The 14,952-nt window shown below is 72.0% G+C and carries 14 protein-coding genes; 6 read left to right on the top strand and 8 right to left on the bottom strand.

Annotation, left to right across the window (positions count from 1 at the left end; translation table 11 throughout):
- Positions 1-6 precede the first annotated feature (6 nt).
- The 3 genes from EKD16_RS01810 (at position 7) to EKD16_RS01800 (ending at position 1,956) form a co-directional block, all read left to right on the top strand.
- Entirely contained in the window at positions 7-753 is a 747-nt protein-coding gene (locus EKD16_RS01810) for a phosphoglyceromutase (protein WP_131096777.1), read from the top strand.
- A 253-nt stretch (positions 754-1,006) separates the two neighbouring features.
- Complete coding sequence (locus EKD16_RS01805) at positions 1,007-1,615, top strand: type II toxin-antitoxin system antitoxin SocA domain-containing protein (protein WP_207391408.1); 609 nt, start codon at positions 1,007-1,009, stop codon at positions 1,613-1,615.
- Between the two features lie 8 nt (positions 1,616-1,623).
- The gene (locus EKD16_RS01800; protein ID WP_131096775.1) at positions 1,624-1,956 is read left to right on the top strand and encodes a type II toxin-antitoxin system PemK/MazF family toxin; all 333 of its coding nucleotides are present in this window, start codon (positions 1,624-1,626) and stop codon (positions 1,954-1,956) included.
- A gap of 118 nt (positions 1,957-2,074) precedes the next feature.
- Here the strand turns inward: EKD16_RS01800 and EKD16_RS01795 are convergent, their stop codons facing one another.
- The gene (locus EKD16_RS01795; RefSeq protein WP_131096774.1) at positions 2,075-2,437 is read right to left on the bottom strand and encodes a DsrE family protein; all 363 of its coding nucleotides are present in this window, start codon (positions 2,435-2,437) and stop codon (positions 2,075-2,077) included.
- A 109-nt stretch (positions 2,438-2,546) separates the two neighbouring features.
- On the bottom strand, positions 2,547-3,332 hold the full coding sequence (locus EKD16_RS01790) for a GIDE domain-containing protein (protein ID WP_131096773.1): 786 nt from the start codon (positions 3,330-3,332) through the stop codon (positions 2,547-2,549).
- 308 nt (positions 3,333-3,640) lie between these two features.
- Between EKD16_RS01790 and EKD16_RS01785 the strand changes: the two genes are divergently transcribed.
- The 3 genes from EKD16_RS01785 (at position 3,641) to EKD16_RS01775 (ending at position 6,881) form a co-directional block, all read left to right on the top strand.
- Complete coding sequence (locus EKD16_RS01785) at positions 3,641-4,186, top strand: nitrobindin family protein (RefSeq protein ID WP_131096772.1); 546 nt, start codon at positions 3,641-3,643, stop codon at positions 4,184-4,186.
- A gap of 552 nt (positions 4,187-4,738) precedes the next feature.
- Positions 4,739-5,767: a CAF17-like 4Fe-4S cluster assembly/insertion protein YgfZ gene (gene ygfZ / locus EKD16_RS01780; protein ID WP_131096771.1), complete on the top strand. Its 1,029-nt coding sequence runs from the start codon at positions 4,739-4,741 to the stop codon at positions 5,765-5,767.
- A 337-nt stretch (positions 5,768-6,104) separates the two neighbouring features.
- Positions 6,105-6,881, top strand: coding sequence for a GIDE domain-containing protein (locus EKD16_RS01775; RefSeq protein ID WP_131096770.1), 777 nt, complete (start codon positions 6,105-6,107; stop codon positions 6,879-6,881).
- A 67-nt stretch (positions 6,882-6,948) separates the two neighbouring features.
- Here the strand turns inward: EKD16_RS01775 and EKD16_RS01770 are convergent, their stop codons facing one another.
- From EKD16_RS01770 to EKD16_RS01745, 6 genes are all read right to left on the bottom strand, one after another.
- The gene (locus EKD16_RS01770; RefSeq protein ID WP_131096769.1) at positions 6,949-7,659 is read right to left on the bottom strand and encodes a type 1 glutamine amidotransferase; all 711 of its coding nucleotides are present in this window, start codon (positions 7,657-7,659) and stop codon (positions 6,949-6,951) included.
- A gap of 20 nt (positions 7,660-7,679) precedes the next feature.
- Positions 7,680-8,936 carry a Mur ligase family protein gene (locus EKD16_RS01765; protein WP_131096768.1) on the bottom strand — a complete coding sequence of 419 codons (1,257 nt, stop codon included), beginning with the start codon at positions 8,934-8,936 and terminating at the stop codon, positions 7,680-7,682.
- A 313-nt stretch (positions 8,937-9,249) separates the two neighbouring features.
- Positions 9,250-11,244, bottom strand: a complete 1,995-nt coding sequence (locus EKD16_RS01760; protein ID WP_131096767.1) for a hypothetical protein — start codon at positions 11,242-11,244, stop codon at positions 9,250-9,252.
- Positions 11,245-11,403: 159 nt separating this feature from the next.
- Positions 11,404-12,243, bottom strand: a complete 840-nt coding sequence (locus tag EKD16_RS01755; RefSeq protein WP_131096766.1) for a DMT family transporter — start codon at positions 12,241-12,243, stop codon at positions 11,404-11,406.
- A gap of 1,408 nt (positions 12,244-13,651) precedes the next feature.
- The gene (locus EKD16_RS01750) at positions 13,652-13,960 is read right to left on the bottom strand and encodes a DUF1416 domain-containing protein (RefSeq protein ID WP_131096765.1); all 309 of its coding nucleotides are present in this window, start codon (positions 13,958-13,960) and stop codon (positions 13,652-13,654) included.
- Between the two features lie 100 nt (positions 13,961-14,060).
- Positions 14,061-14,900, bottom strand: a complete 840-nt coding sequence (locus tag EKD16_RS01745) for a sulfurtransferase (RefSeq protein WP_131096764.1) — start codon at positions 14,898-14,900, stop codon at positions 14,061-14,063.
- Positions 14,901-14,952: the final 52 nt, after the last annotated feature.

Raw genomic sequence — 14,952 nt, 5'->3', positions numbered from 1 at the left:
GCCGGTATGGCGACTCTGGTTCTACTGCGACACGGCGAAAGCGTCTGGAACGCCGAAGGGCTGTTCACCGGCTGGGTGGACGTCGACCTCTCGGCCACCGGCGAGGAGGAGGCCCGCAGGGGCGGCGAACTGCTGCGCGAGGCCGACACCCGACCCGGGATCGTGCACACCTCGGTCCTCAAGCGCGCGATCCGCACGGCCAACATCGCGCTCGACGAGGCCGACCTGGCGTGGCTGCCGGTACGGCGCTCCTGGCGGCTCAACGAGCGCCACTACGGCGCCCTGCAGGGCAAGGACAAGGCGCAGACGCGCGAGGAGTACGGCGAAGAGCAGTTCATGACCTGGCGGCGCTCCTACGACACGCCGCCGCCGCCGATCGGGGACGACAACCCCTACACCCAGGTGGGCGACCGCCGCTACGCGCGGCTGCCCGACGAGCTGATGCCGCGCACCGAGTGCCTGGCCGACGTCGTCGACCGGATGCTGCCCTACTGGTACGACACGATCGTGCCCGACCTCGGCGACGGCCGCACCGTGCTGGTCGCCGCCCACGGCAACTCGCTGCGGGCGCTGGTCAAGCACCTCGACGGCCTCGACGCCGACACCGTCGCCGGACTGAACATCCCCACCGGCATCCCGCTGGTCTACGAACTGAACGAGGACTTCACCCCGCGCAAGCAGGGCGGCGAGTACCTCGACCCCGAGGCCGCCAAGGAGGCCATCGAGGCCGTGAAGAACCAGGGCAAGAAGTAGCCTGCGGCGGACGAGTCCCCTTCCACGCAGGGGAGGGGACTTGCCGCCGCCACCCGGAGCCCTGGAAACCGAACGCCAGTTCGCATATCCTTGAGTCCGGGTGAAGCATGGATCCTCAGCACCACGACGCCGTGCACTGCATTTACTACGCCTGGGCGATCAATCCCGCGTACATGGTGCAAGACGAAGCTGCGACCCGTACGATTGCAATCCTGGGGGTGCGGCGATGACGATGCGTGGAAGCTCCGCAGCAGTGGTGCAGCTGCTGAGGGTTGCTCGCGCCAACGGCATCATAATCAACAGGACCAAGCTGGCCAAGCTGCTCTACCTCGCCGACCTCGAAGCCGTCGGAAACGAAAACGCCCCCGGCAGCGGTGTTGAATGGCGTTGGCGTCATTACGGCCCTTACAGCAATACCCTCCAGGAAGTCGAAAGCGATCTCGAACTTGCTGGGATTGTCGGCGCAAGCGAGACGATTAACTTCTTCGGCGGGAAAGAGGTACGCCTCTCCTTGACGACAGACGCACCAGAAGTCGAGATCGACGAGAACTTCGCAGCGATCGTCGAACGAGTGGTCGCTGAAAAGGGCAGATTCACCGCTACTCAGCTAAGGGATCTTACCTATCAGACTCCGCCCATGCTTGAAGCGCAAAAGCTGGGTCGCCGAGAGGTGCGTCTCGACCTGACTGGGGGTGAGCCCCTTCCCGACTTGGAGCCCGCCCTGCGGAAACTACGGGCAGTCGCTCGCGGCATGCCCGCCCTGGAAGACGATGTCGGAGCGGTCGGCGATCTCTCCGAGGAGATCGACTCTCTGTCAGAACTCCGCAAAGAAGCCACCGACGAGATGTTGGACGGTGGCTGAGAAACCGAATGATCGCCCCGGTCTATGCGGGTGGCGTCTACTATGTCACCGACGAACAAATTCGGCTCATCCCCGACGAAGAGCGCAAGTTGCACGATACGCGGCGGCCCGTGCTGGTCGTGAGCGGACCGAGCGCGAACGCTGATATCGAATGGCCCTTCACGCTTGTCTGCCCTCTGTCCACTTCAACCAGCCGCAAGACGAAATACGATATACAACTTGCGTGTGGCCAGGGAGGAGTTCCTAAGAAATGCTGGGTCAGGATACCTGCCGTCCAGCCGCTTATGAAAGTCAAGTTGGGCGATCAACTCGGCACTCTTGACGGACGCATCCCGTCGTAGGTGCATGTTCGCTTGGCGCAATATATCGGGCTTCTCGATGAAAGCAACGGCGATTGAGGAGTCGTCGCCGACCTGCGCCGAAGGGGCGCCGCTGGTAGCGCGCACAGGCGTCGGTGTCTCAGTAGACGAGGGCTTGGGCGCCTTCGCGGAGGGTCTCCTCGACGAAGGCGGGGGCGCCCGCGATGCGGATGCCCTCGATCAGGTCGTCCTGGGCCAGCCCGCGGCGGGCGGCGCACTGGGTGCAGACGGTGATGCGGCCGCCGGCCAGTACCCCTTCCAGCAGTTCGTCCAGCGGCGCGGCGTGCGGCAGGCTGAACTCCCGGGCGCGACCGGGCACCGCGTACCAGGCGGATTCGCCGGTGAGCCACAGCGACACCTCGACCCCGCTGGCCACCGCGGCGGCCGCCACGGTGAACGCCTGGTTGCAGCGCTCGGGAGCGTCGTCGCCGGCGGTGGCCTTGATCACCAATGAGCGGTCCATCCGGTCAGCGTAGCGGCCGCCTCACCTGTCCCCGGACGCGGGACGCCCACCGGCAGGCCGCCCGGTCCGCACCGGGCGGCCCGGTTGTCGAGCGCGCCGGGGGCGCGGTTCAGGTCGCGCCCGCCAGCATCAGCAGCAGACCCGCGCACGCCGAGACCAGGGTGCCGCCGCTGAGCAGCAGCGCGTCGGCGGCACCCGGCCGCCGGGGCTTCTCCTCGGGCGGGACCTCGCGGCGGTGCTCGATGCGCAGCCGACCGTCCGGCGGGGCGGTGATGACCGGATGGCCGTCGCGAATGTCCACGAAGCCGTGCACGGTGATCGAATCGCCGGGCCGGATGATCCACTCCCGGTACTCGAACTCGATGGTCTCGCCGCGGAAGAGCCCCGAGATCCGCCCCTTCACGCGCGGCAGCAGGTCGTCCGCGGGTGCCGGTACACCGCGCTGGGGGCGCCCGACCACCCGCTGCAGGCACAGGTCGGCGCCGGAAAGCGCCGCGTCCTCGGACTCGACCAGCACGGGCAGCCGGTCGCGCCCCGTTGCCGTGCCTCCGGCGATCCCGAAGACCTCCGCGGCGCCGTAGTCGGCGATGGAGTCGCAGGCGCGCACCCGCACGCGCTCGCCCGTGGCGGAGTCCTCGGTCAGCGACCAGTAGTGGCGCAGCACCTCGTGCCCGTGCCAGACGCAGTCCTTGCGGGCCAGCCGGGACTCGATGGGCCCCTGGGGCCCCGGCACCGCGACGCCGGTGACGGTGACCTCGGTGCCCGCATCGGCGGCCATGGCGCGCGGACGCACCTGGTCGGCGTCGCGCCGGCGGAACCAGCGGCGCACCGCCCGGACGGCCAGGGGGGCGAGGATCGCCGCGCCGAGAAGCAGGACCACCCCGATCCACAGCATTCCAGGCCGCCTCTCTTCGCTTCGTCGCTTGTGCCTGCCACGTCGGCTGCCGCCGCTTACGGCGCCGCGGCACCGGCATCTTCTCTACCAGGTTCGGCGGGCAGGCCCGGCATGCACGGTCGCCGCACCGCGACCCGCCGTGTCCCCGCTCGTGTGAGTGAACACCGTAATACCTGACGAGGGAGTCCGGACCGTTAATAACAGCTGGATAACGGAGGCGCTGCGGCGAACACGAGCGAACACGCGTGCCCGCCCCCGAACGCGAAGGCGTGCCGCGCGGCGCCCGCGAGCCGCTACGCTCGGAGACCATGCAGTCAGACGTGCACCGCGATGTTGAGAAGCTGTCGTTTCTGATCGGCCGCTGGGAGGGGGTCGGCGTCGCGGGCTACGCCGACATGGAGGAGTTCCAGTTCGGCCAAGAGGTGGAGTTCACCGACGACGGCGGGCCCTATCTCGGTTACCACTCCCGGGTGTGGCGGCTCACGCCCGACGGCGGCCTCGGCGCGCTGTGGACCTCGGAATCCGGCTACTGGCGCTGCCGCCCCGAACCCGAGGAGACGCCCTCCGACGACAGCCCGGCCATCCACGTGGAGGCGTTGATCGCCCACCCGGAGGGCTACACCGAGATGTACCTCGGCACCGTCTTCGCCAGCCGGGTCGAACTGCTCACCGACGCCGTGCTGCGCACCGAGACCGGCCAGGAGGTGACGGCGGGCAAGCGGCTCTACGGACTCTTCGGCGAGCAGCGCGAGATCCTCGGCTACGCCTGGGACATGGCGGCACGCGGCCATGAGTTGCGCTCGTACATGTCGGCGCAACTCAAGCGCCCGGTCCAGGCGCCCGGGACGGGCTGAACCGCCCGCGCCCGCGGGCGGGCTCCCGCTCGACCCCTGGTGCGGCCTTGCCGTGGCCTTGCCGGTCTGCCGGGAGGCGGTTCGCGCGGACCTGCCGCGGCGATCGTGGCGAAAATCCCAAAAACTGGCGCCGGCCTTCGTCACAGGGGCACGATCGCTCCGGCTCGGGTGTGCTGGGCGAGCTTGTGGCCAGGACAAGGACGGATCCCCGGGGTGGCCTCCGCCGCCGAGCGGCGGGACCGCGCCGGGTGGACAACTTCCGGCGACCCGGGGATCTGGGTGTCCACGGTGGATTCGCTAGCGCGATCCGATACCTCGTCTCGCCCTAGCGGGCGGACACCTCGCAAGTCCCAAACGTCTTCACTGTTCGGACCACCTCCTTTCCTGCGTGCCTCTGACACTACGGCGCCCGCTCAGAGCGGGGCAAACGGTTTTTGCCGGACCCCGAACCACCGCTCGCCGCTCTTCCGGTCGGTGCCACGCGCGAGCGGACGGCGTTTCGGACGCGCCCGGGGCCGCCGCGGCGCCGTCGGGATGCATACCATCGGAGGTATGACTTCGCCGCTGCTGTCGCGCCCCGGTGCCGTCGCCGCCGCACCGCCGGACGCCGACGTCGCCGCACACTACGGTGAGCCCGCACAGGAGGGCCGCGCGCTGGACCGCGGCGCCGCCTGGATCGACCGCGGCAATCGCGGGATCGTGCGGGTGAGCGGACCCGACCGGCTGAGCTGGCTGCACAGCCTCACCAGCCAGTACCTCACCGACGCCGCCCCCGGCACCGCCACCGAGGCGCTGATCCTCGACACCAAGGGCCACATCCGCTTCCACCTCTCTGTGGTGGAGGACGGTGAATCCGTGTGGATCCACACCGAGCCGGGCGCGGCCGCCGACCTCGCCGCGTTCCTCGACTCGATGCGGTTCATGCTCCGCGTGGAGATCACCGACCTCACCGCCGAGCGCCGCGTACTCACCGTCGCCGGCCCCGACCGCGAGGCCGCCGTCGCGCTCGTGCCCGATCTCGGCGCCGACATCCCGCTTCGGCGCACCGACTCCGGCATCGACCTGTTCCTGCCCGCCGAATCGCTGAGCCCGGTCGCCGCCGCACTGGCCGATGCGGGCATCCGCGCGGCGGGCATGTGGGCGCACGAGGCCGCGCGCATCGCCGACCACCGCCCCCGGCTGGGCCTGGACACCGACCACCGGGCCATTCCGCACGAGATGGGTTGGGTGGGCCCGGCCGTGCACCTGGAGAAGGGGTGCTACCCGGGCCAGGAGACCATCGCGCGGGTGCACAACCTGGGCCGCCCACCGCGCCGCCTGGTGCTGCTGCACCTGGACGGCACCGCCGAGCGCCTGCCCGAGCAGGGATCGGCGATCGAGCTGGACGGCCGTTCGGTGGGCGTCCTCGGCTCCTCCGCCCGCCACCACGAGCTCGGACCGATCGCACTCGGGCTGGTGAAGCGCACGGTGCCGGTCGAGGCCGGGTTCTCCGTCGACGGCGTCGCGGCCGGCCAGGAGGTCGTCGTCCCGCCGGACACCGGAGCCAACGCCCACATCGAACTGCGCCGCCGTCCCGCCTGAGCGCGGGTCGGCGGCCGGCGCCGGACACGTGTGCCGCGCCGTGCGGGGGCTCTCACGTGCATCTCGGCCCGCGCCGCGGGTAGCCCGAGGTCCGGGCCCGCGGTCGCGGTCGGCGGCGCTGCGGCGCCGAGGTGATCGTCGGGCGGCGATCCACTAGTCTGCTGCTGCGGATCCCTCAGCGGAGCCCTGACCACGCATCGCCGTGCCTGCGTTCCCATGGACGGGCGCGACGCTGTCGGCGGCCGGTCCGCCTTCTGCGGGCCGATCCGATGCGCGGCGCGCTCGGCCGGGTCCGCGGCCCGGCACCCCCTCACCACCGACGCGTATCGGACACCTGATGAACGACTTGGCAGTAACCCTCCAACTGGTCGCGCTGATCCTCGTCGGCGTCGGCTGTTTCCTGTGGTGGCGCGCGATGCGGGCGCGGGCACACCGCCGCAGTCTGCAGACCACGCCCAACTACACGCTGGGCCGGTTGGCCGAGGTCGACGAACTCCCGGGCTGGACCGAGGTGCTCGCCGACGCCGCCGCCGGCCCGGAGGGACTGCTGACCTCGCCGTATTCGCAGACCGAATGCGTGTGGTTCCGGGTGGAGGTGGTGCACCACCACTACGGCGACGAGACCGGCGACCGGCTGGAGCTGTCGCCGGTCTTCGATCTGCACTCCCACGAGCCCTTCGGGCTCACCGACGTCACGGGATCGGCCACCTGCCGCCCGCACTGGATCCACGTCGAGCACGCCGACCTGGTCCACGACCGCTTCGACGAGGGCGCGGTCCCGCCTACCGATGCGCTTTCGCCGCCGCACCTGGAGTCGGGGGAACGGGGAGTGTGCACCGCCAGCACCCAGGTGGCCGGCCCGGCCGCGCTGACCCCCGGCTGCACGTTCCGCGAGTGGGTGATCCGCCCCGGGGAGCGCATCTTCGTCCGCTCGTTTCCGCACCGCACGGACGACGGCGAGGTCGTCCTGGTCGGGCGCGAGGAGACGCCGATGACGATCTCCACGCACAGCGAGCAGGAACTGATCCGCGAGGACCGCAGCAAGGAGGCTCTGGGCTTCACCGTGCTGCCGGTGGCCGTGGTCCTGCTCGTCCTCGCCCTGCTGCTGGGCTGACGCCCAAGGCACCGCGGGGCCCGGCCCGCCACCCGGAGCCGGCCCCCACGCGGGTGAATGCGTGCCGCTACAGCGCCGCGGCCAGGCGCTCCTGGTGCAGGGTCTCGCCCCAGGAGGGGGGCAGCGGGGCCAGTTCGCCGACGCGCATGCGCAGCATCAGGTCGGCCAGTTGCGGATTGCGCGGCAGGGCGGGGCCGTGCAGGTAGGTGCCGACGACCTGGTCCTGGAAGGCGCCCTCGGTGCGGCCGTCGTTGCCGATTCCGGTGAGGGTGCGCGACAGCGGGGTGGCTCCGGGCCCCAGCGTGGTGCGGCCCTGGTGGTTCTCGAAGCCGGTGATGCGGCCGCCGCCCATCTCCGGGGCGACCTCGGCGACGATCTCGCCTACCGCGCGGCTCTCGCCGCGTCCGCTGCGGACGTCCAGGATGCCCACGCCCGGCAGCGGCTTGTCGTCGTCGTCACCGTAGGTCTCGCCGATGATCTGGTAACCCGCGCAGACCGCCAGCACCGCGGCGCCGCGTTCGACGGCGCGCTTGAGGCCGCCGTCGGAGCGCAGCCGGTCGGCGGCGAGGATCTGCGGTCGGTCCTCGCCACCGCCGAGGAGGTAGACGTCGCCCTCGGCCGGGACCGGGTCGCTGGAGTGCACGTGCACGATCTCGGTGCGGATTCCGCGCTGCTCGGCGCGGCGGCGCAGGATCAGCGCGTTGCCCTGGTCGCCGTAGGTGCTCAGCAGGTCGGGATAGATCCACACGATGCGCAGGACGCTGCTTGTGTCGCTCATGGAGTTGCCCCTTCTCGCGCCTACTGGACGCGGCCGTAGTCGGCGCGGATCTGCTGGAAGGCGGTGTAGTTGGCGATGACGTCGATCTTGGTGCTGTCCGGGGTCTCCGCCTTGACCTTGGCGACCACGTCGCTGACGCGGTCGGCGAGTTCGAAGGGCACCTCGTCGGTCTCCAGCCGCAGCGCCAGGTCGGTGCGGCGCTCGCCCATGACGAAGACCCGCCGACCGCGCAGCACCGTGTAGTCGACGTCCCACAGCCAGGACGTGTCCTTGCCGTCGGGGATCTGGGCGTTGACCGAGAGGATCACCGGCACCCGCGGGGGGTCGAGCACCGCGAAGGACTCCAGCCAGCCCGCGGGGTTCTTGGCCAGCAGCAGGCGTACCTCCACCCCGTCGGTGACCACGGAGGTGTAGCGCCCGGCGACCGAGGTGATCTGCTGCAGCCGGGGCAGCGACTGCACGGGCTGAATGCCGTAGGCAGCGGCGGTGGCCATCGCGACGGCGGCGTTGGCGCGGTTGGCGTCGCCGGGCAGGTTCAGTCGCAGCGGCCAGCTGTGACCCGCGGGGTCGACGACGCTGTCGGTGTCGTTGTCGACCACCCAGGTGGCCTCGGGGCGGCGCATCCCGCACTCGGGGCATTCCCAGTGCGGGTCGGGGTCGCGCTTGAGGTGCCCGCCGCACTCCGGGCAGCACCAGGAGTCCTCTTTCCAGCGCTGGCCCGCCGAGACCCATGTGGCGTAGTGGGCGCCCATACCGGCCCACGCGACGAGCGGGTCGTCGGCGTTGGCGACGACGTGCGCCTGGCTGCGGCCCAGCGATTCGCGCCACTTCTTGGCGAGCAGGTTGATCTCGGAGGCGCGGTCCATCTGGTCGCGGCTGAGGTTCATCAGCACGACCACCGCCGGGTTGGTGGCCTGCAGCACCTGCGGCAGGTACTTCTCGTCGACCTCCAGCACGCCCTCGCGGGCTTCCGGGTTCGCCGCCAAGGCGGTGATGTGCCCGGTGGGCATGTTGGCGCCGTGTTCGTTGGTGGCGACGGGGCCGAGCTCCCGCAATGCCGACGCGATCAGCCGCGTCGTGGTGGTCTTGCCGTTGGTCGCGCTGACCAGCGCGAGCCGGCGGCCGCGCGAGAGCTGGGCGAGCAGATCGGGTTCGACCTTGAGCGCGATCCTGCCACCGATGACGGAGCCGTCGCCGCGCCCGGTCGCCCGGGACAGCGAGGCCGCGCCCTTACCCAAGACCGCGGCCAACTGGGCACGCAAGGGAAGTTCGCTCATGATCCCCACAACGTTCGTAAGAGAGTGCGAATGCGCCTGGGCGCCAGGCGGTGGATCCCAGCCTATTGCCCTGCCCGGGCCGCGCGGATGCGCCGGAGCGGCGCGCTCGCCGCACTCGGTGCGCCGAGTGCGCGCGGGCCGGGTGAGGCGGCCAGGCTACCGGAGCCGGGGCGGCGGACGATCTTCAGCACGGCCCAGCGGGCTCACCAGCCCGGACCCTTTCGGAGAAGGGGTGCAGCGGCGCAACCATGCCCGGGGCCTCGGCCGAACCACGTGCCCGCAGCCGGTCCGAGAAACGCCCCGGACATGAAATCTAGACTGCGCGCCAGTCCAGCCGCTCGGGTGGCGGGCCCAGGTTCGGCGGCGGGTCCGGGGCTGGGCGGCCGGAGTGGCCGGGGGCCGGTTCGGCTGCCGGGTCCTCCTCGGCGGCGTCCGGGGCGTCGGGGGCCTCGTCGATCGTGCTGAGGGTGGCGGTGGGCAGAACGAGGATGCCGGGGTTGGCGTCGGCCAGCACCGGGCCGTCGGCGCCCGGCATCACCATGGCGGTCGGCGGCAGCGTGGCCAGACCGTGGGCGTCGATGCGGTGACCGCCGAGCCCTTCGCCCGCCTCGCCGGGCTGCTCGCTGCCGTCGATCTGGGCGGCCTGGGCGGTGGTGCGCCCCCAGGTGGTCGCGGCGCGCACATGGCGAGCCAGGTCCAGGGGAGCCAGGGACGCGGCGGCGTTGCGCATCGAGACCGGCGCGGTGACGTCCTCGGCGGTGTCGCTCACGTAACCGTCGGCCACGGAGTCGCTCAGCGCCTCGCCGATGACCTCGGTCAGCCGGTGGATGCGCAGCGCCGGCGCCCGGCCGCCGGGGGCCGCGCCGACGTCGCCGGAACCGAGCAGCACCGGCAGCACCCGCGCCGCGGCCGCCGTGGTGGGCTGGCGCATGAGGACCGGGAAGCGGCCCTCGCCGGTCAGCCAGCCCCGGGCATGCTCGGCGACCTCGCGGAACAGCAGCACCAGCCCGGCGCCCGCGGAGGATGCGGTTTCGGCGAGGCGCTCCAGCTCGTGGTCGGGCAGCGTGTCCGCTCCGGCCACCACGACGGTGTGCTGCCAGGGCCGGGCGGCCTTTCGGGCGCGGTCGGCGCGCAGCTCCAGCAGCTCGCTCAGCGCCGCTACGGCGTAGGTGCCGTAGGCCCGGGTGGACGCCTCGCCCAGCGTGCGGTCGGTGGCGATGACCTTGATCTGGGCGTAGGGCTCCTCCTCCGCGCGGCGGCCGACCCCCTCGAAGGGGGCGAGGTGGCGCTCCAGCTCCCAGGCACGCTCGCGTACCACCCGGTCGTCACCGCAGCGGGCGCGCAGCTCGTCGCGCTGTTCGGGTGTGACAAGGTCCAGCGCGGGGTCGGCGCCGCCCGGGTCGCCGGCGGGGGTGCTCAGCGCACGCAGGCCGCCGATGAGCGCGGCGATGCTGATCTGCGGCCCCAGCACCTCGAACAACCGCAGCAGCAGGGTCTCGTCTGCATCGGTGTCGGTCTTGGCGTCGAACGCGCAGGCGAGCGAGGCGAGGATACGGGCGCGCGGGCCGGCTCCCAGGTTGGTGCCCAGGTTCATGCGCTGCAGGTCGGCGGGCAGCACCCACACCCGCGGAATCACTGCCGAGCGCTTCACCAGCGAGCACAGCTCGGCGGCGGTGCCGCGGCCGGACAGGTCGACCACGGTCAGGTCGCCGCCGACGCGCAGCAGCGAAGCGCCCAGGGTGGTCAGCAGTGCCGACCACCCGGCGTCGGTGCCGCCGGCCACGACGACGGACTGCGCGCCATCGGGCGGCCGCACGCCGTACCAGCGCGGCTGGGACTCGTAGACGCGCTTGCGGGCCTGCCAACGGGCGTAGGCGCGTGCGTGCTCCTCCTGGCGCTCCCGCAGCTCGCGTTCGTGTTCGGACCGCTCGGCGTCGAGCCGGCGCTCCTCGGTGCGCAGCCGCTCGCGCATCACCCGGCGGCCCTGCAGCAGCGCGACGCCGATCGGCAGGGCCACCGCGGCGCACCCCAGACACGCACCGAAGGCGAAGAGGCCCGGCAGCACCCGCAGCGGCCACAGCAGCACGCACAGCAGGGCGATACCGCCCAGGACCGCCAAGGCGGTGTAGAGGGGGCGGTTGGTGCGGGCTTCGTCGGCCCGCTGGGCGGAGAGCCATTCGGCGCTGATCCGGACGCGGTCTTCCGGCGCGGGCCGGTGCGGCGGGGGCCCCGGATCGGAAGCGAGGACCTCGTAGCGCCATCCGAGGTAGGTCGGAGTCGGATGCGCACCCGATGCGGGATCGGCCACCTCGAAGCACCTCCAGCCCGGCGCGGGGGCCGCCGGGTCGCACATCGCGGGGTATGCGGAGATCGAGCGGAGACTACCGCAGATGTTGGCAGGAGGTCGCCGGATTGTCACGACCCGGCGGCGATTCGGGAGCTCCCGTCCCCGCGCCGGTCCGGACCATCAGCTACTGAGCAGCACCACACCGACGGCGACGGCCGTCGCCGCGGCCGTGCGGACCGCGCCGAAACGCTCGCCGAAGAACGCGGTCCCGATGAGCGCGCCGATGATGATCCCGGTCTCGCGCAGCGCGGCCACGCCGGCCAGGGTGCCCACCGTCTGCGCCCACAGCACCAGCCCGTAGGCCGCCATGGACAGGGCGCCGCCGAGGACGCCGAGCCGCCACACGGGGCGCAGTTGGGCGCCCAGCCGTCCGCGTCGCGCGAGCAGCGCGACGACGCCGTAGAAAGGGCCCTGCAGGATCATCAACCAGGCGATGTAGGCCAGCGGGTCGCCGGAGGAGCGCACTCCGAAACCGTCGACCACGGTGTAGGAGGCGATGGCCAACCCGGTGGCCAGGGCGGCCCCCAGAGCAGGCGCGTGCACCCGGGTGGGCCGCCCCTGGGAGAAGGTCAGCGCGCACAGCCCCGCGCAGACGACCACGACACCGCACAGGTGGGCCGGCGGCAGCCGCTCGCCGAAGAGCAGCGCCGCGGCGATCGCGACGAGCCAGGGCGCGGTTCCGCGGGCCAGCGGGTACACCTGGCCGAAGTCGCCGAGGCGGTAGGAAAGCATGAGCCCGCCCATGTAGGCGATGTGCAGGACCACCGAGAGAGCCAGGGCGGGCCAGGCGGCGGGTGCGGGCAGCCCGGCGAACGGCGCCACGGCGGCGCCGGCCAGGAGGCCGCCCGCGCCGATGAGCGCGAAGCCGACGAGCCGGTCGGTGATGGAGTGGGCGATCGCGTTCCAGACCGCGTGCAGCAGGGCGGCGGTCAACACGGCGGCGACGGCGAGGGCGTCCATCGGGGGGGCCGGTCCGATCGGTCGGGCTGGAGCTGCGAGGGGGCGGCGGATCGCTTGCCGCGGAGATTTTACCGACCGGCAAGTTCCGGTTAACCGCACGGTTCCGCTCCCGGAGGGATACGGCCGGATCCGGACGGCGTGGGGTGCCATGGCGAGGGCCGGGCCCGCGCCCAACGGGCCGGGTGCTCGCCGGTGGCGGCGACCGACGAGGGCAGCGGCGGCAGCAACGGGGCCGGGCCTGCGGTGGTCGGCGGCGGTCACCCGCCTGCAGGTGGTCGATCCCCGGGGGCCGCCGCCCGGTCGTCGGCGCGGGGCAGCCGGCGGCCGTCATGGCCGGAACGGGGCCACGAGTCGCACGTACGTGCGGCCCCATCCGCCTCGGCGCCGCCCCGAGGCGCCACCCTCGCATCAGAATTCCGCAATACCAAAAGACTTGGGGTGTTTCGTCCACTAATGCCCGAGTTATCAGCGGGCTCGCCCCCGCGCCGCGGCGGCGACGGCCCACGAAGCGCACCGAATGGCGCGAAAACAGCCCCGACATCAACTTTTCGTGCGTCTCGTGACCACGGCGCCCGCCGAGGCCGCCCGCAAAACGGGCATAGGCCCCCAATAGCCCACCCCATCGGGCGGTGGAGTTCCCGGCGGCCGCGCCCGGGTGTCACGAGCGACGTGTCGTCGCCCCCCGACCCCCGATCCGGCGGCGGGCCCGGGCCGCGCGAACGCCCGCGACCGCGCCACACCCCGCGACCCCCGGGCGGCGCGGGCCCGGTCGGAACACGGCGGCGGCGCCTCCCCGCCCCCCGCGCCCGCTATGTCCGACGTGCCGGATTCGGCCGCGGAGGTCGTGGCGATCGTGGCCGAATTCCCAAAAAACGCCGCCGGATCTCGTCATACGGCCACGATCGCCGCGCCGCCCTGCGACATAACGAGCCCGCGAGCGCCTCCCGGCTCCCCCCGCGTCCTCGCCGACCCCGTCGCGGGGGCCACCGGCGAACACCCGACCCGATGGGCGCGGGCCCCGCCACCCTCCGTCCTCGGCGCCGCTTTTCCGTCAGGCGACCCGCATTCCGGCAGACCAACAAGGCCGCACAGCAGACCCGATCCGCCCCGCCGCAACCGCCACCGGCGAGCACCCTGCCCGTTGGGCGCGGGCGCCACTCCGCGGCGTCGTCGCCGCCCACGCCGGCCGCCGCCACCGGCGAGCACCCTGCCCGATGGGCACGGAGCCCAGCCCTCCACCGCCCTCGCCGTCCCTCGTCGGCCGCCGCCTCAGTGCCGCCGCGCCCCCCGAACACGACGGACGCCGGTGCGGGCGGGGGTCCCGCTCGCACCGGCGTCCGTCGTCTGCGCACCCGGCCGCTGCCCGGAGGCTGCGGCCGGGCGGTCCGTTATCCGACCGCCGCGGGGCTCAGGCGTCGACCTGGAGGTCGACCACCTTGCCGGTCTCGGCGTTCACGTCGTACTCGGCGGTGAAGCCCTTCGAGGCCAGCACCCGCACCTTCCACGCGCCGTCGGCCGCGAAGAAGCGGAACGTGCCCTCTTCGCCGGTGGCCACCTCGCCGACGAAATCCTCGGCGCTGTTCATCAGGCGCGCATAGGCGCCGCTGAGCGGCTCTCCGCCGCGCCGCACGACCCCCTGGATCACCGCCTGGTCGCCCGCGTCGGCGTCGGCCAGGGCGACGCCCCCGACCGGTGCGCCGCATCCGTTGTCGCTCACAGCGTCTCCTCCTCGCTTGGTGCCCGCCCGCGCACGCCGCGCGGCGGCTGGGCCCGCGCGGCCGCGGGCCCGCCCTGGTTCGGCTGGAATATCCCCGGGCCTACTTGGCCTCGCCCAGCTCGACCGGCACGCCCACCAGGGAGCCGTACTCGGTCCAGGAGCCGTCGTAGTTCTTCACGTTGTCCAGGCCGAGCAGCTCGTGCAGGGCGAACCAGGTGTGCGACGAGCGCTCGCCGATGCGGCAGTAGGCGATGATGTCCTTGTTCAGGTCGACACCGGCCTCGCTGTAGAGCTTGCGCAGCTCCTCGTCGCTCTTGAAGGTGCCGTCGTCGTTGGCGGTCTTGGACCAGGGAATGTTGCGCGCGGTGGGGATATGCCCGGCCCGCTGCGCGGTCTCCTGCGGCAGGTGCGCGGGGGCCAGCAGCTTGCCCACGAACTCGTCGGGCGAGCGGACGTCGACCAGGTCCTTGGTGCCGATGGCGTTGACGACCTCTTCGCGGAAGGCGCGGATCGAGGTGTCCTGCTCCTCGGCGGTGTAGGCGGTCCGGGCCCGCTCGGGAACCTCCTCGACCAACTCGCGGGAGTCCAGCTCCCACTTCTTGCGGCCGCCGTCGAGCAGCTTGACGCTCTGGTGCCCGTAGAGGCGGAAGTACCAGTAGGCGTAGGCCGCGAACCAGTTGTTGTTGCCGCCGTAGAGCACGACGGTGTCGTCGTTGGAGATGCCCTTCTGGGAGAGCAGCTTCTCGAAGCCGGTGCGGTCGATGAAGTCGCGGCGCACCGGGTCCTGGAGGTCCTGCCTCCAGTCGATCTTGACGGCGTTGCGGATGTGGCCCTTGTCGTAGGCCGACGTGTCCTCGTCGACTTCGACGAGGACGACGTTCGGGTCGTCGAGGTGATCCTCCACCCAGTCGGCGTCCACAAGGACGTCGGAGCGGCTCATGGGGAACCTCCTTGGTTCATCGGTTGACAGTGTGTTCGCCGCGAGGGCGGTC

Origin of the sequence: Streptomonospora litoralis (assembly GCF_004323735.1) — a bacterium.
GTDB classification, from domain to species: domain Bacteria; phylum Actinomycetota; class Actinomycetes; order Streptosporangiales; family Streptosporangiaceae; genus Streptomonospora; species Streptomonospora litoralis.
Note: the sequence above shows the minus strand (reverse complement) of the source record. Positions and strands in the feature narration are given on the sequence as shown.

Bases quoted from the DNA above. Each gene is read 5' to 3' on its own strand.
- EKD16_RS01810 (WP_131096777.1), top strand. From the start codon at position 7: ATGGCGACTCTGGTTCTACTGCGACACGGCGAAAGCGTCTGGAACGCC.
- EKD16_RS01800 (WP_131096775.1), top strand. From the start codon at position 1,624: ATGATCGCCCCGGTCTATGCGGGTGGCGTCTACTATGTCACCGACGAA.
- EKD16_RS01795 (WP_131096774.1), bottom strand. From the start codon at position 2,437: ATGGACCGCTCATTGGTGATCAAGGCCACCGCCGGCGACGACGCTCCC.
- EKD16_RS01790 (WP_131096773.1), bottom strand. From the start codon at position 3,332: ATGCTGTGGATCGGGGTGGTCCTGCTTCTCGGCGCGGCGATCCTCGCC.
- EKD16_RS01785 (WP_131096772.1), top strand. From the start codon at position 3,641: ATGCAGTCAGACGTGCACCGCGATGTTGAGAAGCTGTCGTTTCTGATC.
- ygfZ (WP_131096771.1), top strand. From the start codon at position 4,739: ATGACTTCGCCGCTGCTGTCGCGCCCCGGTGCCGTCGCCGCCGCACCG.
- EKD16_RS01775 (WP_131096770.1), top strand. From the start codon at position 6,105: ATGAACGACTTGGCAGTAACCCTCCAACTGGTCGCGCTGATCCTCGTC.
- EKD16_RS01770 (WP_131096769.1), bottom strand. From the start codon at position 7,659: ATGAGCGACACAAGCAGCGTCCTGCGCATCGTGTGGATCTATCCCGAC.
- EKD16_RS01765 (WP_131096768.1), bottom strand. From the start codon at position 8,936: ATGAGCGAACTTCCCTTGCGTGCCCAGTTGGCCGCGGTCTTGGGTAAG.
- EKD16_RS01755 (WP_131096766.1), bottom strand. From the start codon at position 12,243: ATGGACGCCCTCGCCGTCGCCGCCGTGTTGACCGCCGCCCTGCTGCAC.
- EKD16_RS01745 (WP_131096764.1), bottom strand. From the start codon at position 14,900: ATGAGCCGCTCCGACGTCCTTGTGGACGCCGACTGGGTGGAGGATCAC.